The sequence below is a fragment of the Bradyrhizobium sp. HKCCYLR20261 genome, assembly GCF_051168435.1.
In the GTDB taxonomy this organism is placed as follows: Bacteria; Pseudomonadota; Alphaproteobacteria; order Rhizobiales; family Xanthobacteraceae; genus Bradyrhizobium.
Genome location: NZ_JBNPUZ010000009.1, coordinates 65,808 through 89,524, shown reverse-complemented (window position 1 = coordinate 89,524; position 23,717 = coordinate 65,808). Strand labels below are relative to the sequence as shown.

14 protein-coding genes and 2 pseudogenes are annotated in these 23,717 nt (G+C 60.7%); 9 read left to right on the top strand and 7 right to left on the bottom strand.

Annotated elements, in window-relative coordinates; genetic code table 11:
• Positions 1–61 precede the first annotated feature (61 nt).
• The 4 genes from ACQR1L_RS21725 to ACQR1L_RS21710 form a co-directional block, all read right to left on the bottom strand.
• Positions 62–3,220 carry an efflux RND transporter permease subunit gene (locus ACQR1L_RS21725; RefSeq protein WP_434859953.1) on the bottom strand — a complete coding sequence of 1,053 codons (3,159 nt, stop codon included), beginning with the start codon at positions 3,218–3,220 and terminating at the stop codon, positions 62–64.
• 18 nt (positions 3,221–3,238) lie between these two features.
• Positions 3,239–4,465 (bottom strand): efflux RND transporter periplasmic adaptor subunit, encoded by a 1,227-nt coding sequence (locus tag ACQR1L_RS21720; protein WP_434859952.1) that lies wholly within the window; start codon positions 4,463–4,465, stop codon positions 3,239–3,241.
• A gap of 380 nt (positions 4,466–4,845) precedes the next feature.
• A complete protein-coding gene (locus ACQR1L_RS21715) occupies positions 4,846–5,583 on the bottom strand; it encodes an outer membrane beta-barrel protein (protein ID WP_434859951.1) in 738 nt (245 codons plus the stop codon).
• A 65-nt stretch (positions 5,584–5,648) separates the two neighbouring features.
• Positions 5,649–6,920 (bottom strand): outer membrane beta-barrel protein, encoded by a 1,272-nt coding sequence (locus tag ACQR1L_RS21710; RefSeq protein ID WP_434859950.1) that lies wholly within the window; start codon positions 6,918–6,920, stop codon positions 5,649–5,651.
• Positions 6,921–7,661: 741 nt separating this feature from the next.
• On the opposite strand from ACQR1L_RS21710, the gene ACQR1L_RS21705 reads away from it, so the two are divergent.
• The 6 genes from ACQR1L_RS21705 (at position 7,662) to mgtA (ending at position 15,123) form a co-directional block, all read left to right on the top strand.
• Positions 7,662–8,243: a hypothetical protein gene (locus ACQR1L_RS21705; RefSeq protein ID WP_434859949.1), complete on the top strand. Its 582-nt coding sequence runs from the start codon at positions 7,662–7,664 to the stop codon at positions 8,241–8,243.
• Between the two features lie 504 nt (positions 8,244–8,747).
• Complete coding sequence (locus ACQR1L_RS21700) at positions 8,748–10,268, top strand: sensor histidine kinase (RefSeq protein WP_434859948.1); 1,521 nt, start codon at positions 8,748–8,750, stop codon at positions 10,266–10,268.
• Entirely contained in the window at positions 10,261–10,986 is a 726-nt protein-coding gene (locus tag ACQR1L_RS21695) for a response regulator (RefSeq protein WP_434859947.1), read from the top strand. The genes ACQR1L_RS21700 and ACQR1L_RS21695 overlap by 8 nt, the downstream gene beginning before the upstream one ends.
• A 333-nt stretch (positions 10,987–11,319) precedes the next feature.
• Positions 11,320–11,442 carry a hypothetical protein gene (locus ACQR1L_RS21690; protein ID WP_434859946.1) on the top strand — a complete coding sequence of 41 codons (123 nt, stop codon included), beginning with the start codon at positions 11,320–11,322 and terminating at the stop codon, positions 11,440–11,442.
• Positions 11,443–12,051: 609 nt separating this feature from the next.
• On the top strand, positions 12,052–12,315 hold the full coding sequence (locus ACQR1L_RS21685) for a hypothetical protein (RefSeq protein ID WP_434859945.1): 264 nt from the start codon (positions 12,052–12,054) through the stop codon (positions 12,313–12,315).
• 126 nt (positions 12,316–12,441) lie between these two features.
• The gene (gene mgtA, locus ACQR1L_RS21680) at positions 12,442–15,123 is read left to right on the top strand and encodes a magnesium-translocating P-type ATPase (protein ID WP_434859944.1); all 2,682 of its coding nucleotides are present in this window, start codon (positions 12,442–12,444) and stop codon (positions 15,121–15,123) included.
• A 59-nt stretch (positions 15,124–15,182) separates the two neighbouring features.
• Here mgtA and ACQR1L_RS21675 read toward each other — a convergent pair.
• A pseudogene (locus ACQR1L_RS21675) lies at positions 15,183–15,922 on the bottom strand (IS256 family transposase); the annotation flags it as partial.
• Positions 15,916–17,592: a methyl-accepting chemotaxis protein gene (locus ACQR1L_RS21670; RefSeq protein WP_434859943.1), complete on the bottom strand. Its 1,677-nt coding sequence runs from the start codon at positions 17,590–17,592 to the stop codon at positions 15,916–15,918. The pseudogene ACQR1L_RS21675 and the gene ACQR1L_RS21670, both read right to left, overlap by 7 nt.
• Before the next feature lie 263 nt (positions 17,593–17,855).
• On the opposite strand from ACQR1L_RS21670, the pseudogene ACQR1L_RS21665 reads away from it, so the two are divergent.
• From ACQR1L_RS21665 to ACQR1L_RS21655, 3 genes and pseudogenes are all read left to right on the top strand, one after another.
• A pseudogene (locus ACQR1L_RS21665) lies at positions 17,856–18,771 on the top strand (DNA ligase).
• Positions 18,772–20,042: 1,271 nt separating this feature from the next.
• Positions 20,043–20,798 carry a hypothetical protein gene (locus tag ACQR1L_RS21660; protein ID WP_434859942.1) on the top strand — a complete coding sequence of 252 codons (756 nt, stop codon included), beginning with the start codon at positions 20,043–20,045 and terminating at the stop codon, positions 20,796–20,798.
• A 539-nt stretch (positions 20,799–21,337) separates the two neighbouring features.
• The gene (locus ACQR1L_RS21655; protein ID WP_434859941.1) at positions 21,338–21,772 is read left to right on the top strand and encodes a hypothetical protein; all 435 of its coding nucleotides are present in this window, start codon (positions 21,338–21,340) and stop codon (positions 21,770–21,772) included.
• A gap of 71 nt (positions 21,773–21,843) precedes the next feature.
• Here the strand turns inward: ACQR1L_RS21655 and drmB are convergent, their stop codons facing one another.
• Entirely contained in the window at positions 21,844–23,709 is a 1,866-nt protein-coding gene (drmB, locus tag ACQR1L_RS21650; protein ID WP_434859940.1) for a DrmB family protein, read from the bottom strand.
• Between the last annotated feature and the right edge of the window lie 8 nt (positions 23,710–23,717).

Sequence of the window (23,717 nt, the reverse complement as noted above, 5' to 3'; positions counted from 1 at the left end):
ATCACTGCCGCGCGGAGCGGACGCGACATCGGGTTGCGGACGCGCTGATGCACAGGCCACCTCATTCCGCCGGCGCCAGCCGTGGCTGCCCAACGAGATCCGACCGGGTCCGCCGCGAGAACAGCGAGATCAGTGCAGGCAGCGTAATCAGGATGACGATCGGCGCCAACATCATGCCGGCCACGACGACGACCGCGAGCGGCTTCTGAACCTGCGAGCCGATGCCGGAGGACAGTGCAGCCGGGAGCAGCCCGACGCCGGCGACCACGCAGGTCATCAGCACCGGCCGAAGCTGAAGCTCGCCGGTGCGCAGGATCGCGGCGCCGCGCTCGATCCCCTCGTCGATCAGAGCGTTGTACTGCGACAGGATGATGATGCCGTCCATCACGGAGATGCCGAACAGGGCGATGAAGCCGATCGCCGCCGACACGCTGAAGGGAATGCCCGACACGAGCAGGCCGAGGATGCCGCCGAGCACCGCCATCGGAATTACGCTCATGGTGAGTACGGTGTCGACGATCGAGCCGAAATTGAACCAGATCAGCATCGCGATCAGCGCCAGACTGATCGGCACCACGATCGACAGCCGCTTGATCGCATCCTGGAGATTGCCGAACTCGCCGACCCATTCGAGATGCGAGCCGGGCGGCAACTGAACGTTCTGAGCGACCTTGTCCTGCGCCTCCTGGATGGCGCTACCGAGATCGCGCTCGCGCACCGAGAACTTGATCGGCAAATAGCGTTCCTGCTGTTCGCGATAGATATAGGCCGCGCCCGAGACGAGCTTCACCGTCGCAACCTCGCTCAGCGGCACCTGACTTATGCCGTTTGGTCCTTGCGCGCCGATCCGCAGATTCTGGATGGCTTCTGCGCTGCGCCGATACTGCGGGGCGAGCCTGATGATGATGGGGAAATGGCGATCGCTGCCGGGCTCGTAGAGATCGCCGGCGCTGTCGCCGCCGATCGCGGTCTTGATCGTAGTGTTGATGTCGCCGGGCGACAGACCATAGCGCGCGGCCCGCGCACGATCGACGTCGATCTGGATTGTCGGCTGTCCGAGCGAGGTGAAGACGGCAAGGTCCGTGATCCCTTGCACGGTCGCCAGCTGTGCCTTGATCTTGTTGGCGGTGTCGGTCAGCGCTTGGAGATCGTTGCCATAGAGCTTGATCGAATTCTCGCCCTTCACGCCCGACACCGCCTCCGAGACGTTGTCCTGCAGATATTGCGAGAAGTTGAACTCGACGCCCGGAAACTTCTCCTGCAATTGAGCGAGCAGTCTTGCCGTCAGCTCGTCCTTGTCCTCCCGGTCCGGCCATTGCTTGGCCGGCTTGAGCGGCGCAAAAAATTCGGCATTGAAGAAGCCTGCAGCGTCGGTGCCGTCGTCCGGCCGGCCGTGTTGCGACACCACCGACTCGACCTCTGGCCGTTCCGCGATCAGCCTGCGCATCTCGTTGACATAGGTGTTTCCCTCCTGCAGCGAGATCGTGGGTGGCAACGTCGCCCTGATCCAGAGATTGCCCTCCTCCAGCTTGGGCAGGAACTCGAGCCCAAGCAGCCGCACACAGACGGCCGTGACCAGGATCAGACCAGCACCGGCGACGAGGACTAATCGACGGTGCGCGAGTGACCGTGCAAGCACGGGCATGTACAGCCGGTGCATCCAGCGCATCAGGAACGTTTCTGTCTCCTCGACGTGGGCCGGCAGGATGATCGCGCTGAGCGCTGGCGTGACGGTAAAGGTCGCCAGCAGACCGCCGGCCAGCGCATAGGCGTAGGTCCGGGCCATCGGACCGAAGATGTTGCCTTCGACGCCGGACAGCGTGAACAGCGGCAGGAACGCCGCAATGATGATCGCCGCCGCGAAGAAGATCGAGCGCGACACATCCGAGGCTGCCGTGAGGATCGCATGGTGCTTCATCCCCATGCTCGTCCGCGCCGAGATAGCAGCCTGCTCCGTCTCGGTCAGCCGCTCCGTATGCGACAGCCGACGGAAAATGGATTCCACCATGATCACAGTCGCATCGACGATCAGGCCGAAATCGATCGCGCCGACTGAAAGCAGGTTGGCCGATTCCCCGCGTAGCACGAGGATGCTGACAGCGAAGAACAGAGCGAATGGAATGGTTGCGCCAACGATCAGCGCGCTTCTGAGGTCGCCGAGAAAGATCCATTGCAGGAGCACGATCAATCCGATGCCCACAACCATGTTCTCGAGAACGGTGTGTGTCGTCGTCTCGATCAGATCCTTGCGATCATAGATGCGCTCGATCCGGACGCCAGGCGGCAGGATCGTGGAATTGTTGATCGAGGCGACGAGCTCCTCGACGCGGGCGATGGTCGGCGAGCTCTGCTCGCCACGCCGCATCAGCACGATTCCTTGGACAATGTCGTCGTCCTGATCCTCACCGGCGATCCCGAGGCGTGGCTGCTCGCCGACGGTCACGGTTGCGACGTCGCCGACCAGCACCGGCGTGCCGCCGTTTGAGGCCACCATGGTGCTGGCAAGCGCATTGATCGAACGGATCAAGCCGACGCCGCGCACCACGGCCGACTGCGAACCGATGTTGACCGTGTTGCCGCCGACATTGACGTTGGCGTTGCTGATCGCCTGCATCAATTGCGGCAAGGTCAGGCCGTTGGCCACGAGCCTGTTGAAATCGACCTGGACCTCGAAGGTCTTGGTCTTGCCGCCCCAGCCGGTGACGTCGATGACGCCGGGCACGGTGCGAAACCGCCTTTGCAGCACCCAGTCCTGCAACGTCTTGAGGTCCAGCACCGAATAGTTCGGCGGGCCGACGAGGCGGTAACGGTAGATCTCCCCGATCGGGCTGAGCGGTGAGATCTGCGGCTGGGCATTGTTGGGGAGCGGCGGCAGCTGCGACAGACGGTTCAAGACCTGCTGCAGCGCCTGATCGTAGGTGTATTCGAACGAGAACTGCAGCTTGACGTCGGACAGGCCGTACAAGGAGATTGTCCGGATCACCTTCATGTTCTTGATGCCGGCGACCTGCGTTTCCAGGGGAATCGTGATGTAGCGCTCGATCTCCTCGGCCGACAATCCGGGGCTCTGGGTCACGATGTCGACCATCGGTGGCGTCGGGTCCGGATAGGCCTCGATGTTGAGCTGCTGAAACGCGACGAGCCCGCCGACGATCATGGCCACGAACAGGCCAACCATCAGGAAGCGCCGGTTGACCGCAAAGGCGACGAGACGATCCATTCGATCTGCCTTTCCCGATCAGCTGCCGGACGTGGCGGCGCGATCGATGAACAGGCTTCCTCGGGTGACGATCTTCTCGCCCACCCTGAGATTGCCGCGGACCTCGACCAGATCACCATTGACGAGGCCGGTCGTGATTTCGCGCAATTCAATCGTGTTGTCCTCATGCGCGACCCAGACCCGAATTCGCTCGCCCTCGTAAATAAGCGCCTGCCTCGGCACGGCGGCGGAAGGCCGACCCGTTGCGGCGTAGATGGTGACGTTGGCAAACATTTCGGGCTTGAGGTGCCCATCCTTGTTGTCGATCGTTGCCCGCACTGGAAGACGTCGAGTCGACGGATCGATCGCCGCGGAGACATAGTCCAGCCGCGCCTTGAACTCGCGGCCTGGCAGGGCCAGCACGGTAAACGAAATTTCCTGGCCCACCACGATGTCGGCGGCTTCGCTTTCGCGCACGAACGCCGTCAGCCACACCGTCGAGAGATCGCCGATCACGAACACCGGATCGCTGGCGCCGGAATTGATGAACTGGCCGGGACCGATCTTCCGCTGCACGACTGTGCCGCCGAGCGGCGCATAGATCGGCGTGTCGGCGCTGATCTGACGGGTTTCCTGGAACTTCGTGATCTGCTCTTCGGATCGGCCCAGGATGCGTAGCCTGTTGCGGGCTGCCTCGAGCGCGGTCTCGGCCGAGCGCATATCGTTCTGCGCGGCCGTGAGATCCGCCTGCGCCTGCTGCCAGTCCTTCAATGGAACCGCCTTGCCGGCATAGAGATCGTTGGCACGCTTCTCGACGATCTCAGCCAGATTTAGCTTGGAGCGCGCCGTGTTCAGCGCGCTCATGGCGGCAACGAAGTCGTTGAGACCCTGAACGGTATCGGTTGCTTCAACCACGAACAGCGGCTGGCCGCGCTCGACCATGTCGCTGGGCTTGGCCAGCAGCTTCACGACTCGACCGGCGTAGGGCGAAAACACTGGCGTGGAGCTGTCCTCGTTGACCGCAATCTTCCCCTCGGTGATGTGCTCGGCGCGGAAGATGCGATCCGTCACCCCCTCGATCGAAAGGGTCGCGCGTTCAGCGGCTGTGGGGACATAGCGGGGCAGCTTCGCCTTGGCCTGGCTCGAGTGCTCGGTCGGTGACGGGGCGGCCGCCCTCGTCCAAAGGAAGCCGACGATGCCAAACAGAACCATCGCCGCACCGACGATCGCGAACCATCTGGAAGCGGACACCGCGGCGACTTTCATGACTCAGCTCTGCACATGCGCTCATGCTCTCCGCTACGAGAGGATCTGTATCCTCCTCGCAGGGAACCACTCCACGGATCGACGCTTCTGGCGTCTCATCTAAGATCAAAGCGCCGGGATCCAGCGCGAACGGCGGATATCGGCGGATGGCCGCGGGCCGACGAGCCCGCGGATCATCACCAGGTTCGATATGACTTACTGACTCGACCACATCGGATATTTCGGTCCGCCGTAGTAGCGCATCTGGTGGGTACTCGTTCCACTTGACGCCCCGAGGTCGCTCACGCAGCCGGCCAGGACGAAGCCCAGGACAGCAAGAGCCGCCATCATCCCAGCCGCACGACATACTCCGCCGATCATTTTCGTCATCCCGCGCTGCTTCAGTATTTCGCGACCACGGTGTTGCCGCCGAACTTGAAATCCAGACCGACGAGCACGGTCGAATAGGTGTTGCCGACCGTATACGGCAGCACGCCGTTCGTAGGCGCATCACGCCGGAACGTGCCGAGATCTAGATAGCGATACTCGATCTTGCCGATCAGCTGATCCGTGAACGCGTAGGCGATGCCGCCGCCAGCCGCGAGACCGCTCCGGTTGGCGCTGAAGGTGTCGGTCCCGATCCCGGGATTGACGCTGGTGTGGGTCAGCTGGCCATAGGCCCAGCCGCCGGTGAAGAAGAGCAGCAGCCGGTCCACGGCAATGCCGCCACGCGCGAGCAAGGAAAAGCCGCTGCGGAGCTTGGTGGCGTCGTTCGATCCGAAGGGAAGCGTACCGAAGGCGTCGTCTCCCTTGACATCGGCTCCGAAACCGCTCGCCTCGACGCCGAGCACGATGTTGCCACTCTGCCAGTTGGCGCCGATCTCGCCGCCGCCGAAGCCGCCCTTCGACTCATAGTTGTTCGTGAAATCGGTGAATGGCGCGCCCGGGCCGACCGCGTTGTTCAAGTTGTGGTTGCCCCAAGCGTAGCCGCCGAACACACCGACATAATAGCCGGACCAGTCATAGGCCGGCGACGCGACCGGCGGGGCCTTGGCGTAGATCGGCAGATCGGCCGCGATCGCGGGGGACGTCAATGCCAAGGCGATCAATGCAAGGGTCGTGAGAGAAGTGGTTTTCATGGCTCAACCTTGTCGAGTTTCTTGGGTGAGGCAGGCGACACAACTGCCGCCTGCCATCGCACGGATCAGAAGTGGATGATGATGTCGGCCGAGCCGATGACCGCCGTCTTCTTGTTCGGCGGGATGCCGAAATTGGCGTTGCCGTTGAATGCAGGCGCGTCCAGGGCGTGGTACACTGACACTTCAGGACGGATCTCGATCTGCGGCGAGAACCAATGCTGCCAGCCGAGACCGGTTTCGACGTAGCGCGTCTTGACGCCGGTTCGCTGGCCCTGCTTGTCGTCGAACCACTCCAGGCGGTACGAGATGTTATCCAGCTTGGTCGGGCTGTAGTTCAGATACATCAGGAACGTCTGAACCGACGCCGTGCACGACAGCGCGGTCGTATTGCCGCAGTGCGCGCCGAACGGAGCATTCCAGGGCATGACATCGAGCGAGAACGGCGTGCCGCTGGCGGTCAGCGCGAGCCCCGCCGCACTATCGAGATTGACCACCTTATTCTGGTGCTCGTTGTAGGTCTCAAACGAGATGTGCCAGTGTTCGTTGAATTTGTGGTAATAGGTCAACCCGTACCACTGCAGATTGTTGTAGCCCCACGTCCCATTGTTGATGCCGTTGGCGACCACATAGATCCCGTCGTTCCCGCTGTCGGTCACGTAGCGCACGCCCGCACTGTATGTGGGTTGGGCGCCGGGATCCTTCTTCATCGTGGTGTCCGGGAACAGCGGGTTCGGATTGGCGTTGGGGATCTTGGCGCCGACGTGCCAGGGCATGGCTTCGGTGCCCACCGCGATCGCGCCCTGAATCATCCAGTTCTTGTTCAGCGCCAACGAGGCCACGAGGCCCGTGTTGGTGTAGTTGTCGAACGTATACGTCATCGAATGCGTATACATGTAGTTGTTCGGCGCGAGCTGCGCCTCGATGTCAGGGATCGAGATGTAGCGACCGAACCGCAGCATCAGACCGTCGGCAAGCCAGGGAATGAACACCTCGCCATAGGCCATCGGCATGTCGTAGCCGTAGTTCTTGTTCTGCTGCAGGAGTTGATTGCTCCACAGGCCGTATGCGGTCGTGTAGCGGTAGTTCTCGCCATAGATCGGCGCGATACGGAAGCCCCAGTCGATATGATCCTTCTGCACCGTGTCAGGAAGCCGCTCGAAGTAGACGACCGCCTGATCGAGCTGAACGGTGTTCGCGTTGTAGTCGTAAGACGCCGGCCAATTGCCGCCGCGAACGGTGTTGTTGCTCAGATTGCCGCCTGCGTTGATCCAGCCATAGACCTGAATGTGGGCGTCGTTCATCCATTGACCGGCCGCGGTGTTGCTCAAGGCGTTCATCAACGGGCTGTCGATTGAGTTTGGACGAGTCACGCCAATGCTCGTGGAACCGCCATAGGGCCACTCCGTAAATGGCATCGGCGGCGTGCTCTGGGGAGTTTCAGGCCAAACCGCACGGCGAGACGGGGGCGCCTTTGGATCGGATGGCGCCGCATCATGGCCCCATTCGAGCCGATAGTAGTTGATAAAGCGGCTCAGGAAATCGTTGCCTAGATAGGTGTCCAAACACGAATAGTTCTTGTAAGGGTCGCAGTTTGCCTTGCCCATCGGCGGCAGCGTGTCTCCGGCGTGGGCGCCACTGAATCCCATCGCAATCAGCGACGCACCCACCAACGCAGTCTTTCTCATCATATTGCCCCAAGCTGTTGCTACCGGCGCCTCGCGGACGCTCTTACGGTGTCGTTAAGCTTCGGGTGCAATCCTTCGTCATCGGCTCGACGAAAAGCGATACGGTTTGCCGCGAGATTTCATAAAGAAATAGTAGCGCGGCAGTGCACTCGGGCGCTGTTTGCATTCAAGATCGGCAATTGGTGCGGCTGATTGCTCAAGCCGGCAGCAAAAAATCGGGTTTTTCGCGTTGAAACGATGTGTTGCTTTGGATGTTTGCCGGAGGCTGTGTCATTTTCGTCATAGTCTTAGCAGCTGCGTACCGTCTCCGAAGCCGTCCAACTATTTTTTTGCTATGCAAATCTCGCGATTTGTAGATCGAAGATATATGCCCCGGCTCGCTAAGCTCGATGCATGGGCAACATTTCATCGCGATATTCCATCGCGGACACATCGAATCGCGAAACGACCCCCGAGAGAAGAACGAATCCCGCGTCCGCGGACTTCGATCTCTTGTTTCTGCCGCCGACACTCTTGAAGCAATGCCGCAGCCTGATCGCATCCTTTCACGACATGAATGGATTCGGTTCGCTGCCGGACATGTTGTGGAAGTTCCGCCTCGCTCCGCTGATCGAGAGAAATGCGGATCTGCGGCTTGTTCTTCGGAAAGCGTCCACCACCCGGAGTGCCAAGAAGGCCAAGGAGGGATTCGTCGAGATCGCAACCAAGCTCCTGGCGATAGAAGTGCTCGCCAGCAGCTTTGCTGGCTGGAGCGCGATGTTTCCCCGCGAGGGAGAGATTGCCCGGGATATTCGTCAACGGAACGGCTTCGGCACCCACATGCCGCTGATGGATTTCTATCTCCATCCGCCAAAGCAGATCAGCACCGCGGCGATCGCCGCCCTGGCTCCACGCGCGCCTCGATCCGCCTCCGATACCGCGGTGTTTGGTTCACCGGACCGGCAACTGACGCAGAATGAGCGAGCGTCCGTATAAGTCTCTGGACAGAGCGGCGAGCTCTCTACCTTCCGGCGCACGTGGACTAACACGCCACCTGAGGTCATCAACGTCGTTTAGAGACCGTATGTGAGCGCACGCGTCGTTAGCTTGAAACTACCATTTGGCTATTTCTTTTATATTTCTGAGGGCCTCGAAGAGCATAGATTTTCTACGCCGATTCGGACCATCGTCATCGCACCGGGTAAGTCGACGATATCAGGGTGGTATTTGAATTGCGGCGTAGCGCTGCCGCATGCGAGGTGAATTGAAGGCAGGCCGGCGCCGCCGAAGTTCAACCTGCGACCAGGTCCCGCCCCAAAACGAAATAGCAGCGCCAAACGGGAGGCTGAGCGGCGCTCCGTTCGATAGTCTAGCCTGGGGCATGGAAGCACTTTGATCTCCACGTTGCTGACAGGCCGCTCGCCATCGATGACGAGCGGTGGGCCTACGAAATCAGGATTCGGTGAAAACACCGGGTCGGAAACGCGTTCGACATTCGCCATGGTCGCCCGCAAGACCGCGCCGTGGCTGCTGTCCGTATTGGGAATTGCCGTCTTCACCGGGCTTCTTCTGATCCTGAACAGATCGACGGCGGCCAGCCTCGTGCCGATCGCCTATCTCATTCCGGTCATTTTCGCAGCGACGCGCTGGGGCATCGGACCTGCAATCGTCGCGTCCATCGCGGGCATGGCGGCCGCAGACTTCTTCTTCTTTGCTCCGATTTACAGCTTCCGCGTCGACGATCCGCAGGAAGCGGTTGACCTGTTGCTGTTCCTGATCGTGTCGCTGGTCAGCAGCAATCTCGCATCGAGATTACGCAGGGAGACCGAGAACCTTAGCCGGCGCGAGAGGGAGATCCACGAGCTCTATGACTTCTCCCGACGGCTGGCGGCCTGTTTCACGATCGCCGACCTGGTGTCCGCGATCCAAGACCATTTGCAACGGACGTTCGGACACCCGGCCGCCTTCTTCGTGGCGACGTCGCAAGGCCACTATGAGCCGTCGGAAGCATGCTTGGCCCCTCCCGATGTGCAGGCTTGTGCCGCCACCATGAACGCGGGCCTTGGCCCGCTTGCTCGCTCGCTGTTTGACGAGCGGCGCAGGGAGCTCTGGGTGATGCGAGCCATGTCGTCCGGCAATGCCGTTCACGGCGTCATCGCCATCAATATCGGCCCCGGATCGTCGCAGATCCTGGAGACCAGGCGACGCCGGATCGGCAGGATCTTGGAAGAGGCCTTGTTGACGCTTCAGCGGCTCGACGTCGGCCAGGCGATGGAGCGCGCAAAGTTGAATCTGCAGGAGCAATTGCTCCGCGACGCCTTCCACGGCACGCTGTCGCACGAGCTTTGTTCGCCGCTGGTCGCCATCAAGGGATCGGCGAGCGTGCTCGAAACCATTCCCAACATCCGCCAGGACGCTCGCGTCAGTTCCCTTGTCCAAGCCATTCTGGGCGAGGCGGAGCGGCTCGACGACTATATTCAAAACCTGCTCCGCGCGACTCGCGTCAGCGCCGGCGGTCTCGTTCCCCGACTGGAATGGGCCGACCCCAAGGACATCGTCAATGATGCACTCGGCAACAGGGGTCGGCAACTCGCGGCACACTGCGTCGAGACGCGCTTTGCCGAACGGCTGCCCTTGATCCACGTCGACTCCGGCCTGGTCGCCGAGGCTTGCGGACAGATTCTGGAAAATGCGGCCAAGTACTCTCCGAGCGGCTCGACGATCTCGGTTGAGGTCCGGGCCGAGGCGAAATACGTGGTTGTCCAAGTCGTCGATCAGGGCGTCGGAATAACCCCTGAGGAGCAGCAGCAACTCGGCCATCGGTCGTTCCGGGGCAGCCGGCACCGAGCCTCCGTTCCCGGCTCTGGGCTCGGCTTCTGGATCGCCTCGACCTTCGTGCAAGCCAACCACGGCAGAATCTCGGTTCAAAGCCGCGGCTCTGGACAAGGTACGACGGTGTCCATCGCACTGCCGGCTTCCGACCTATCCTCTCGCAAAGGTACCGACGCTGCCAATGAATAAGCCTGCCAATATCGTTCTCGTGATCGACGACGAACCTAGGATCAGGCGGTTTCTCCGGGCCGGATTCGAGCTCAACGGCTACGTGGTGATCGAGGCTGAGAATGCAAATGAAGCTCTCCGGATCGCGACGTTCAGTCCCCCGGATCTGATCATCCTTGATCTTGCGTTGCCCGATCTCCACGGCGCGGAGGTGTTGGATCGGATTCGGGCATGGTCAAACGTTCCGATCATTATCCTTTCAGTTGTAGCCGCAGAGGACGAGAAGGTTCGCCTGCTTCAGGCGGGTGCCGACGACTATGTCGTCAAGCCGTTCGGCATGGCCGAACTGCTGGCGCGGAGCGAGGCGGCGTTGCGCCGCTATTTCAAGTCCGCAACCGAAAGCCCCATCGTCGTCGCCGGCCCGCTATCGGTCGACTTGGTGACCCGCACCGTCTCACTGAATAATGCACCCGTCCGACTGACGCGGAAGGAGTACCGACTGCTGCATATTCTGGCCATGCACGTCGGCCTCGTGGTCACGCATGATCGGCTGCTGAAGGAAATCTGGACGGGAAATCAGCGCGACAACATCCAATACCTTCGCATTCTGGTTCGAAAGCTCCGGCAGAAGATCGAGACCGATCCTAACCAGCCGCGCCTTTTGATCACGGAATCCGGTGTCGGCTATCGGCTGCAGAACCGGCTCGACGCCGAGCCAGCGACCGACGAGGTTCAATGATGTTGCGGCCGTCTCCACGCCGGTCGTTCTACGTGGCAGTATGCCATTCGGCGCGGGACAATTGGGCCTGGGAGATTCGACGCAAGCACAAGTCGATGGGGATCCGGCTGCGCGAGTCTGGCTTTCGTTCCTATCGCGCGGCGTACGAGGCCGGCCGCCTCGCGCTGGAGGACTTCCTGAACGGATTGGCCGTGGAACGGGACAGGCATCCGGCGCCTGAAGACGATATGCAAAGCAATAGCTCACCCCAGCACCCGGAACGGGCGGACCATTAAAAAAGAATATGATTTCGCGTCGAAGCCGCTTAGGTTGCACAAGAAAGGTGCGACAGCGGTGGATATCCTGGTCCAAAAATTCAGCTTTTTCGGCTTGGACGGCCAGTACTGGATGCTGGCCGGCGCCGCGATCGTGGGCCTGTTTGCCATGCTTGCTTGGCGAAGCCGCCGGCGCGGTTAGAGGCGGTCGATCGATCTATCCGCGGAGGGACGGCGCCGTCCCCAACCCGCAACGCGAAAGCTCAGTCATCGAGATCTTTCCATCTCGTAGCGAAGCCCCTTGCCGGCGTACGTCGCCCCCCCTTCTTGCTAACACCTCTTGGGCTCGCAGCGCGGCCTCGGCGCCGCCCCCCACTTCCTGAGTCCGACAGCGGGACGCCGCGCTGATTCAATCATCTCGATAGAGGCGTCCTCCACGCGCTTCGAGATTGCAAATGGCACAGGGCATGTGTTGTGTCGTCATCGATCGCCCTTTGGAGGAGATAAGTTCAACGATTGCACGCAGCCCACATGACTAACTCCAATCGCCTGCTGTCGGCGATTTCTCCTTGACAGCCGTGTGGAGCGGGAGCAATCCGACTCTGCGATCTCGGAGTTCCGAGGTCATTCAACGATCGAAACGAGAAATGGACAGCTACCCTAGTCGCTGTCCGGCGGAGCCGAGGCGGCACTGTCGGGCACCAACCCAATCAACTGCGACCGCTCCCGGCGCCGGCCGGGCGAGCACGGGCTGGGCCTAGCGTCCTGTCGGCTCGCTTCCGGGACCGTCGGGCCGGTTCGGAGGTGAGCCATGAGCATCAACAACATCGTCTTTTTTCGCGGCAATGTTGCCGCGCCCGAACTCCGCGAGGATTGGACGAACGTCACCACGCGGGATCGCAGCGCTGAACAACGCCGCGACGCCTATTCGCCGCGAGTGGCCAATCGTGTCGTCCCGATCATGGTCTGGCAAAGGAATCCGGTGAGCAAACGCCCGGAATGTCGTTGGGTGCTAGACAACGACGCGACTGACGAGGGCGTCAGTTGCAGCTATTCCCCGCGTCGCGCCGCCTAGTCCGCCTCTTTCCCGGGATATCGATGCCGAAGCTTGCCGCCGCGCCAAGCCGCACGCGGCCGGGAAGCCGCGCCGCGTCCGCGCGCCAGCACCCGCGCCATCGCTCCTGCCCAAGAGTGAACTGTCATGAATGTCGAAGCAAAGCATGTCCTGAACGGTCGTGAACCGCGCCGCGCCAAGCAGGTGTCGTCCAGCCTTCTGACTGAGATGGCCGAGTTCACACCTGAAGTCGCCCTCAACCGGCTCGGCGCAACGCCGCACGGCCTGGCTGAGGACGAGGTTGCCGCGCGGCACGAGCGGTATGGTCGCAACGAAGTCTCGCATGAGCGGCCGCCGACCTGGTATCATCAGCTGTTCCACGCATTCCTGACGCCATTCAACGGCGTGCTGTTTACGGTCAGCATCGTGTCGCTATTCTCCGACGTGCTCTTTGCGGCGCCGGAAGATCGCTCGTTCAGAACGATCATTGTCCTGATCTCCATGGTGCTGCTCAGCACGCTGTTGCGCTTCTGGCAGGAATTCAGGTCGAACAAGGCTGCCGAAGAGCTCAGCGCGATGGTGAGTTCGACGACGGCGGTGCTGCGGGCCGGCACGTCGCGTCCGCAGGAGATGGCGATTTCCGAATTGGTCCCCGGCGACATTGTCTATCTGTCCGCGGGCGACATGGTGCCCGCAGATGTGCGGATCCTGACCGCGAAAGACCTGTTCGTCAGCCAGGCGATGCTGACCGGCGAATCCATCCCGCTGGAGAAGTATCCAGTTCCGCCACCAAACAAGACCGCGAGCCCAGCCCGTGGCGCGCTGGAGCTGGAGACCGCCTGCTTCATGGGTACGAACGTGGTGAGCGGCACGGCGACCGCCGTCGTCGCAGCAACGGGCGACTCGACCTACTTCGGTGCCATGGCCCGCGACATCGTCGGTGGGCGTCCCCTGACCAGCTTCGACATCGGCATCAATCGCGTTTCATGGATGCTGATCCGCTTTTTGTTGGTGATGACTCCGCTGGTATTTCTCATCAATGGGCTCGACAAGGGCGCATGGCTGGAGTCGCTGCTGTTTGCGGTCTCGGTTGCTGTCGGCCTGACCCCGGAAATGCTTCCAATGATCGTGACCGCAAACCTCGCCAAGGGTGCGGTCATGATGGCGCGGCGAAAGAGCATCGTGAAGAAGCTCAACGCCATCCAGAACTTCGGTGCGATGGACATCCTGTGCACGGACAAGACCGGCACGCTGACACAGAACAAGGTCATCCTCGAGCGGCACCTCGACATTCACGGCGATGAGGACAGCCAGGTGCTGGAGCTCGCCTGGCTGAACAGCTTCCATCAGACCGGGCTGAAGAATCTGCTCGATGTGGCCGTCCTCGAATACGCCGAGCAGGACCAGCTCGTCGGAACGCTTCAGCACTATCGGAAGGTCGATGAAATCCCGTTCGATTTCGTGCGTCGGCGCATGTCGGTGATCGTGCGCAACGGCAACAAGAATCTTCTGGTGTGCAAGGGTGCGGTCGAGGAAGTCCTTGGGCTGTGCACCTCTGCCGATGACAATGGGGCAGCGCTTGACGGCGTGGTGCCGTTCACCAGTGAGATGCGGGACAAGGTGCGGACAATTACCCGGGATCTGAACGAAGACGGCTTGCGGGCCCTGGCGGTCGCCTACAAGACGTTGCCGCTGGAAGACCGCACCTACACCGTTTCTGACGAGCACGACCTCGTTCTCGCCGGCTACGTCGCATTTCTCGATCCTCCCAAGGAGACGGCGCGCGAAGCGATCGCCGCGCTCAGCGCACACGGTGTCGAGACCAAGATCATCACCGGCGACAATGAGGTGGTGACACGCAAGATCTGCAAGGAGGTCGGGCTCGCCGTCGACAACGCGATGACGGGCAAGGACGTGGCGGCGATGTCCGATGCCGAACTCGCCGACACGGCGGAGCGCACCACGATCTTCACCAAGATGTCGCCGATGGAGAAGTCGCGCGTCATCCGCGCGCTCCAGAGCAAGGGCCACACCGTCGGCTATCTGGGCGATGGCATCAACGATGCCGCGGCGCTCAAGGATGCGGATGTCGGAATCTCGGTCGATACCGCCGTCGACATTGCCAAGGAATCGGCCGACATCATTCTGCTCGAGAAGAGCCTGCTCGTGCTCGAAGAGGCCGTAATCGAGGGGCGCAAGACCTTCGCCAACATCATCAAGTACATCAAGATGACGGCGAGCTCGAATTTCGGCAACGTGTTCAGCGTGCTGGTTGCAAGCATCTTTCTGCCGTTCCTGCCGATGCTGCCGATTCAGCTGCTGATCCAGAATCTGCTCTATGACATTTCGCAGGTCTCGATTCCCTGGGACGACGTCGACGAGGACTATCTCAAGCAACCTCGCAAATGGGACGCCAGCGGCATCGCACGCTTCATGATGTGCATCGGTCCGATCAGCTCCATCTTCGATATCGTGACCTTCATCGTCATGTGGCACGTGTTCGGAGCCGATTCGATCGAGAAGCAGTCGCTGTTTCAATCCGGCTGGTTCGTGGTCGGCCTGCTGACGCAGACGCTGATCGTGCACATGATCCGGACCCAACACGTCCCCTTCATCCAGAGCCGGGCCGCCACGCCGGTGATCCTGCTCACCGCCAGCATCATGGCGATCGGCGTCTACCTGCCGTTCTCTCCGCTCGGTGCGCATGTTGGCATGGTGCCCCTACCCCAGGCCTATTTCCCGATCCTAGTCGCAATCCTGCTGAGCTATTGCCTGCTTACGCAATTAATCAAGCGACTGTACATCCGCCGCTTCAATCAATGGCTGTAGGGATCGATCATGCAGATCGTCAACACTTGGGAGCGGATCGGAGATCGCGCAAGACGCCTAGCCGCGAGCACCGTGATCCGCGTCGCTCGCGGCGTCTTGCAGGGTTTTCGGCAACCATATGTAAGGCGGCCACGATATCGCGCCAGTCTAAGCGTGTAGGGTTGTCGGCCGAAGAGCCGGATGATGGCGCCCTCGTTGGGAAGATGTCGACGAACTCGGTGCAGCGCTTGATCTCACCATTGACCCTCTCGATCGGATTGGTCGAGTGCAGCTTGGCGCGGTGCGGCGCCGGGAGGCTCATACAAGCGAGCACATCAGGCTCCCCTTCATTCATAAAGGCGAGCCTGGGCACCTGGGGACGGAGCTGATCGGCGACCTTGCGCCACTGCGCCTTGGCGGCCTCAGCGTCGTCCTGGCGAAGGCGGTGGCGATGAAGCCGGAGATCACGCGGCGCCCGCTCTTGTCGGCATGGGCCAGGACCTTGCGCATGAAGTGCACGCGGGAGCGCTGCCAGGTGGCGTTGAGCACCTTGGCGACGGTGGCCTTGATGCCCTCTTGAGCATTCGAGATCACGAGCTTGACGCCGCGCAAACCTCGGCGAGCGAGTTTGCGCAGGAACGCGGTCCAGAACGTTTTGGCCTCGGAACGGGTCGACATCCATGCCCAGCACCTCGCGCCGGCCGTCACTGTTAACGCTGATCGGGACGATCACCGCGACCAAGACGACGCGGCCATTCTGGCGCACCTTCACATAGGTGGCGTCGAGCCCCAGATACCGCCAGTCGCCCTCGATCAGGCGGCACGCACCGTTTCAAGGAACCTGCCCACCTCGAGCTTCAGGCGATTGCTATCCTTCGATAGCGACTGGGCGGCGGAGAGCACCTGCGAAGAAGCCGTCCCGGTCTCGGTTGCGCCCCGCTGTACCTGGCCGATGTTGGAAGACACCTGCTCGGTGCCCTCGGCGGCGTGCTGGATGTTGCGCGAGATTTCCTGGGTGGCGGCGCCCTGCTCTTCCACAGCGGCCGCGATCGCCGAGGCAATCTCGGACAGCCGCTCGATGGTGCCGCTGATCGCGCTTATGGCGGAGACCGAATTTGCGGTCGCGCTCTGGATGCCGGATATCTGCTGCGCAATTTCGCCGGTCGCCTTCGAGGTCTGCTCGGCAAGCGCCTTCACCTCCGACGCCACGACTGCAAAGCCGCGACCGGCCTCGCCCGCGCGCGCCGCCTCGATCGTCGCGTTCAGCGCCAGCAGGTTGGTTTGTCCGGCGATCGTATTGATGAGCTCCACGACATCGCCGATGCGGCTTGCCGCCTTGGACAACTCGCTGACCTGCTCTGTCGTCGAATGGGCCTGATGAACCGCTTCGCTCGCCATCCGGGCTGAATCCTGCACCTGCCGGCTGATCTCCCTTACAGATGAGGACAGCTCCTCGGTTGCAGCGGCGACTGAGTCGACGTTGGTCGACGCCTCCTCGGACGCCGCGGCAACGGTGGTTGCGAGCCGTTGCGACCTGTCCGCATTATCCGTCAGGCTGGCGGCCGAGGCCTCGAGCTCCGTGGATGCGTTCGATACCGTGTTGATGATTTCTCCGATCGCTCCTTCGAACCTGTTCGCGAGCTGCAGCATCTCGGCACGGCGCTGCCGAGCGGCCAGCTCATCCTGCGCGATCTTGGCTTCAGCCTCGGCGCGGGCCTTCTCCGCGAGCATTTTCTTCACGCCATCAATCGCGCGTGCGGTATCGCCGATCTCGTCGCCACGCTCATGGCCCGTCATCTCAACCTCTTCTCCGCGGGCCATGCGCTGCAGCAGTCCGACGAGCAACCCCAGAGGCCGGGCAATGCCGAAAATGCCGATGCACAGCGCAACAGCGATCGTGACAATCGTTCCAACCACGGCCGTGACCCAGGCCGAACGGATCAAACTGACGGCGCGATCGTGTTGAGCACCAGCTTTGAGCCTGGCGAAATTCTCGGCGTCTTTACCAAGCTCGATCTGAGACGATACTGCGTTCTGAAGCTGATCATTGCACTCTGCGCGCAACCGGTCGGCCGCCTTGGCATTGTCCTCGGGAGTGGTGGTCGTCGATGCATACTTGATGACGGGCCCGCAGGCGGCAAATGCCTTATTGAACGCATCGATGCGTGCCCCGATTTCCGCTCCCTTCTCTGGCAGGTCGGCCTTGATCTTGGCCAATGTTTCCAGCACTTCTGCGGACATGTCTTGCGTGACCTTCAACAATCGCGCGTTGCCAGCATCGGTTGTCTCCGTCAGCAACTCGAATGCCGCTTCCCGATAGGTCTCGGCCTTGCGGGCAGCTCGGACTGCCTGCAAGGCGGACGCGTCGATCCGACTCATAAGATCGGAGTATTCCGTGTCGAGAGCGCTCAGGCCGCCTGCCATGTAGGTTACTAGGCCTATCATCACGACGCCGACGAAAGCGGCGATCAGACCGACCTTGTAGATCATGCGAAGGTTCCCAAGCATCGGTCTTCCCCAACTGTCATTCACAATTTGCATTCAACTTCGACAAGGCCGCCTAACATATATTTAAAATAGCTTTTTTTGCCGTAGTTTCCCGGAGTCTGTGGTGCGGTCTGGCAGTCATTGCCGCGGAACAGGCGATCCCAGAACGTTGGGCTTCGGCGGCGAGCTCCTGAGCGCAAGGGATGCCCAACCGGACGACTTCGTCTCCAAGGATTCCAATCTACATATTGCGTGGAGTCAGTTGAGTGAGCGCTCAGCATCGCCGGCCAGCATCGATCTGCACGAAATTACCTTACCCCGGCTTATCGAGCCGGCGCTCGCAAAGTCTGTCGATCGCGTGCCATCAGGTGAGCGCTGGCTCCACGAGATCAAATTCAATGGCTACCGCGTCCAGGCGCATCTGCGCCATGGGCACGTGACGGTCTACACGCGCCGCTGACATGACTGGACCACGCGCTTCCGCAAAATTGCGACGACGCCTGTGAGATCAGCGCGGGATCGGCTATAATCGATAGCCAGTCGCAGTATCTCAGGCCAACGGTGCGACCGATTTTTCTGTGTTGCAGAACGAGCTCAACGGCCGTTCCAGAAAGGTCGTGCTGGCCGCGTTCGACCTGCTCCGTCTCAATGGCTCGAACCTACGCCACTCCCCCTGATCAAGCGCAAGGCGCGGCTGACGATTCTGATCGTAGGCACCTACGTCTAATTGAACGAGAGCTTCGAGATCGGCGGCCGCGAGATGTTCGGCCACGCTGCAAGGTCGGGCAGGAAGGCGTGGTCTCGAAGGTGCGCGACAGCCGCTACGTCTCGCGCCACGGCAATGACTGGGCGAAGAAGACCTGCGCCCAGCCCGAGACCTTGCCGATCGCCGGCTTAGCGCTCGACGGCGACGTTTTGGACGACATCTATGTCGGCCGCTACAAGGGCGGCGACTTGGTCTATGCCGGCAAAGTCGACCATGGCTTCGACCGTACCTCCGCCGACGAGCTGAGGCGAACGCCTAAGCCGCTGGTGCGCCGGACGCAGCCCTACCCCAAGCGCATTGCGCATCGCGGGATCTGGGTTGAGCCCGAGTTCCCGGCCGAGATCGAGTACCGCACCACATCCAGCGAGGGCAAGGTGCCGCATCCGTTCTTCAAAGGACTGCGAGAGGACATCTAGCAACATGCGACGCAACGAAAACGTGGCAAAGGATAGAAAGCGGAAATGCCCTCGTCGCGACGGCACTAGGTAGGCCTGGGAAACCCAATTCCGAGCTTCCCGGGGGGTTTAGCCCGCGCGGCTGCAGATCCGGTGCACCCGGCAGCCCCTGCCACGTCTGCAACCGCGCGGAAATCGACACTATGTCGGCGCTACCGCCCGGCTCCGAGGTTGAGGAAGCGCACGCCATCCAACTCGATCCGATGCTGGAGGACGACATACAAGCGGAAGAGGCACAGCCCAGGGCCAAAGGCCGGCGTGATGCAGACGGTCTGGATCTATCTCAATGCGAGCAAGTTCATCGGCGATGAGGGCTGAGTGAAGATCTTCCCGACCCCCAAAGCGGGGACGATCGGCGTGGAGCACGATCCCGAAGGCGTCGCCCGGGAATACCCGATCGAGACCGACGTGCTGCAACAAACGCCGACAGGGCCGAAAGTGGCCATAGTCAAAATTAAGCCAACATACTACGAACCCTTTGGCCCGCGCTATGGTCGCCCCAGACTTCAAGTCCCAGACCTCTGTTTCGATAGCTGCTCGACTACTCTTCTCTGGGGTTGCGAGGAAGTAGCCGCCGCACTCGCGAGACCGAGCCAAAACCCTAAACCCTCGATGCTTAAAATACAAACTGCAAAGCCATAATCAATGACTATATACATAAGAAAGATCAATAAAGCTCCGAAAAGAATACCCACGACAGCAGCGCTAATCTTGTAGTTCGCGTCAGTCACAACCCTTTCCGTTATCCACACAGCCACGAATCCAGCGATTGCAGCTTGAAATCCGGTCGGCACGGCGTACGCAAAAACCAGCTCGTAAATCAATCGAGGTCTCTCGATATAAAAGTAGGCCTTAAGCTGAAGAAAATCGGTTCTGTCTGTCCAGCCACTGAATACGTACATCATTGTCTGTACCACGGCCCCTAACGCGAATCCGGGTACGACGGAGAAACTACATACTACCGTTGCCAGCACGTTTCTCATGCCTCGCACCAATTGATGTAATCCCGAAATGTGCTTGTGCTACTTGCCAGGAGCAAAGTGCGAGGAGACAGTGATCGTCTTCAGAACCGACGCAGCATAGTTTATGCTAAACAATCTGCGGTTGACTTAGCAACCCAACCCTAGGAAAATGGCCAATCTCAGATAAGCTCGTGGATTTAAACGCGTTGTTGCACTTGCCTTCTAACGGTATCTATGGCTTCAAGGGATCAATCTATACGGAGGCAAGCCATGCTGGACTGGCGCCGCATAGTTGCGTTAGCAATCCTAGGGTCACTTCTTGCTGCTTGTGTTGCAGAAGAACCCCAAGTCAAGCTCACTCCAGAAATCAAGTCCGTGAACGAACTGGAGCAGCAGTTAGTCGAAGCATTAGAGAAAAACAAAATTTCTTCGAGCAGGAGCAGCGAGGAACTCGCCAAACAGATCGCTGACCAACTGAGGACTGCTCAAGCAGAATACAATAGGCCCAAGGATCTGGAACTCGGGTACACTTTTCCAGTTTTTCTCTATCTAAACTGGGGCAAGCCCTTTGCCCAAACGGATCGCGAAGAACTGTTTAAGGGTCTTGAAGGAGAGATCAGAACAGCTAAGCTGCTGATATCTCGAGACCTCGAAGCAAAGCTCGCAGGTCCTCCGGACACGTTTGAGATCACCCCGCGGGGAACGACTACGAGATCGATTCTCGATATCGCAGATCGAGTTAGCTGGGAATGGGACGTCAAACCTTTAAAGCCCGGAAAAGGCGTGATTACGCTTGAAGTCACATCGTACGTCCAGAATGGACAGGATAGGCGTGCATATCCGATACGAGTTCTGCAGGACACTTGGGAAGTGCAGGCGCACGGCTTGGAATGGTGGAAATATGAGATCAGCCAGCTAGAACCTATAAGAGGTTTCATATATTCGGTTGTAGCGGGCGGTTCCGGCGTTCTCGCATGGTTTGGTATATCAGGACGGAAGAAACGCCGACCCGAGTACGATACGTAAGCTTAGCGTCTCCGATACCGTCAGCTTGCTGCTTTGGTCGCGGCAAGGAAACCCCAATCCGATGTTTCGTTGACCGAACTCGACGCAGTTCTATGCCCAGTATGTGACTGGCGAAGAAGATACAAGAGGGCCCAGGACGATAAGCAGAAGGCGTCCCTGCGCGCCTTCCCAAGAGCCTGCCTTGCGATTTCTCTGGTGCCGCTCTTCCCAACGGCGAATGGGTCTGGAAAACGCCATTGTGAGGTGATCATACTAAGGCTCAGGTCTTCCCAGACTCCAGACACTCTCCTGGAGAGTGTGTCTGTCCAATCCGATATGTCCGTTGCGAGGATGTGGCGGACATCCTCAGACATAGTCCCTCCGATCCGGTGTGTCCGGTACAGTGAGGACTCCTCCCTCCTCGCAGCTGCAACTGAATGCACTGGTGTTTTTAACCACTCTCGTCAAATCTACGATCTTCAGCTACGAATTATATCGCTGGTGCTCCTTGAGCTCAGCTGGCGGGTATTCGCTCATGTTCCTGCGTGGGGAGTGGGAGGATGCGAAAGGTTTGCGAGGAAGGCAGCGTTGGAGATGCGGTCGATCAAGCACAACAAATCATCTTCGAACTTGCGGAGGAAATGCGCGAGGCTTTTGAAGCGCTTCCCGATCAATTGAAGGAATATCATGTCCGCAGGCGAGATGCGGCCGAATGGTTGGAGGTCGCCTCCGATTCCCTGATCGGCTTATCGACCTACCATATGCGTTCGGAGGAGTATCAAATCCGGTGGGTCGAGATGCGTCCCGGAAAGGACGGAAAGTTGAACAGGCCAGCACGAAGAGACAACGTGGTTGGTAGCTTACACGCATCTATCTTTCGGTTGGCCGAGTTGAACTCGAAGCTGGGTGATAAAAAGGTGCTCAAGCTGATTGGCGAGCTGAAGCGAATACGTGACACCCTCAAGAGTATCGAGTTTCCTGGGATGTCGACTTAGTCGCTTGGAATGTTGCTACGCGCTTCGGCCTGAATTTGATGGAGACTAACCTTCGGACACTGATGGGTCGTTCAATCCAGCAGCGGCAGACCCCCGCCCAGTACTGTCCTTGTCAGTAATCCCCTATCCAATCTTGTATTCCTTGCCTCGCAGCTCGTCTCTGGCACCAGCAGGCATGCATGGCAGGCTGCCCCCTGCAACGGATACTCCTCGCTGGCGTCGCTGTGCTCGGCGCAGATGGGATCATTGGAGCACAACGCGAGGCGGCGCGTCGCGCGCGTCAGCAGGTCGCCGGCGCGTTCGGCCATGTGGCTGAGGCCGCCGAGGGTGCCCTGCCCGCCGGCGGTCGAGGTGTAGATCAGGATGCCGAAGCGCTGGGCCTGGGCTGGGCCTGAGGAATAGATGCGCTCCTTCAGCGACGACAGCGGGTAGCCGCAGTCGAGGGCGAGCTCGGCCATGAAGGCGTGCGACAGCGAGTGCAGCGCCCAATAGGCGATGCCGCGATGGGTGGGCTCGCGGTTGAAACGGGCGGCGTCGCGGTTTTCGCGCTCGCGCAGGTTCCTCGCCTTTGCGACGGTCTGGTCCGCGTCGAGCCATCTCTGGAGAAATTCCGGGGCGACGTGCAGGAAGATGCCCTCGCCGAACTGCTCGATTGCAGGCAGCCATTCGACGGAGCGTGCGAGGTCGGCGCCGCCGACGGCGAGTTGGATCTCGTCGAGCTCGCTCTCGGCCGGCGTCGGCGGCGGCTCCAGGCGGGTGAAGCCGTAGAGGCAGGTCACCTCGCGCAGCCGGTGCACGCGCACGACGTTGTGCAGGAATGCATCCCAGGGCGCCTGAAGACCGAGCGCATCCTTCGGCAGCGTCTCGGCATAGAAGAACGATCCAGCGCTGTCGCTGCCGATCACCGGCGCGCCGCTCGCCATCATGTCGAATTCGGGGATGCGCGGGTTTTCGCTCGGATTGGCACCGGAGCCGTCGTCGCTGTTGAGCGCCTGCAGGATCTGGTCGTCGGAGAACTCCTTGAAGGCGTCCTTCAGTTGGGGAAATGCCCTCAAGAACTCCAGGAAGTTCGGAAGCGAGCGAATGCTGTCAATGGCCGTCTTGTTTTGCGCAATCGCCTGCCGCAGCGCGTCGTTCGACTTGGTCAGCGAGATCACCGTCACCGTCTGCGGGAAATAGGTGTTGGTCGCCGATCGCGGCAGCAGACGCAGGTCCTCTGTGCAAGTCTCGCTCGCGTCGCGGCGCGGCGTCAGCCATGGGCTGTGGCAATCACAGGTGCCCAAGAACTTGGGCTTGTACAGATCGGCCATGCTGATCGAGGCGCCGCAGGTGCATTGCACCGAGATGTCGGAGGGATCGGAGCTGACGCCGCGCTCGACCCAGAACAGCGGCTTGCGGCAGGACTGGTCGCGGCCGCGGTGGGTGAGATAGCGCCAGGAGATATCCTGCAGGTGACCCTTGGTGCAGGCGCCGACGAAGCGGATCGGGTTGACGCCGGCCTTGCCGCCGCCGCCGGTGTAGGACAGCCGGCCGCCTGCGGTGACGTCGAGCTCGGAGAACTCCACCATGCGGCGGCGCTTCTCGTTGCCGGCCGCCGCGCCGTCCGGCGCCGCGCCTGCGTCCTTCGACTGCGTCTCGTTGACCAGGAACCAGCAGGGAAACAGCCGTACCGCGACGCCGGGCGCGTTGCCGTCGCGGCGATCCTCGTCGAACATCGGCGGATGGCGAAGGCCATTAAAGGTCGCACTGAGCTTGGTGCCGAGCTGCTGCTTCAGCAGCGCCACCAGGCGCTCCTCTTCCACCGGCTTCCAGCTCGAGCCCTTGTAGTCCCAATCCTGCAGGCCGGAGACAACCACGGCGTTGTCCGGCAGGTCCATCATGGCGCCGGGGCCATAGGTCAGCAGCAGCTGGCTGAAATTCTGGGTGATGTCGGCCATGAAGGGTC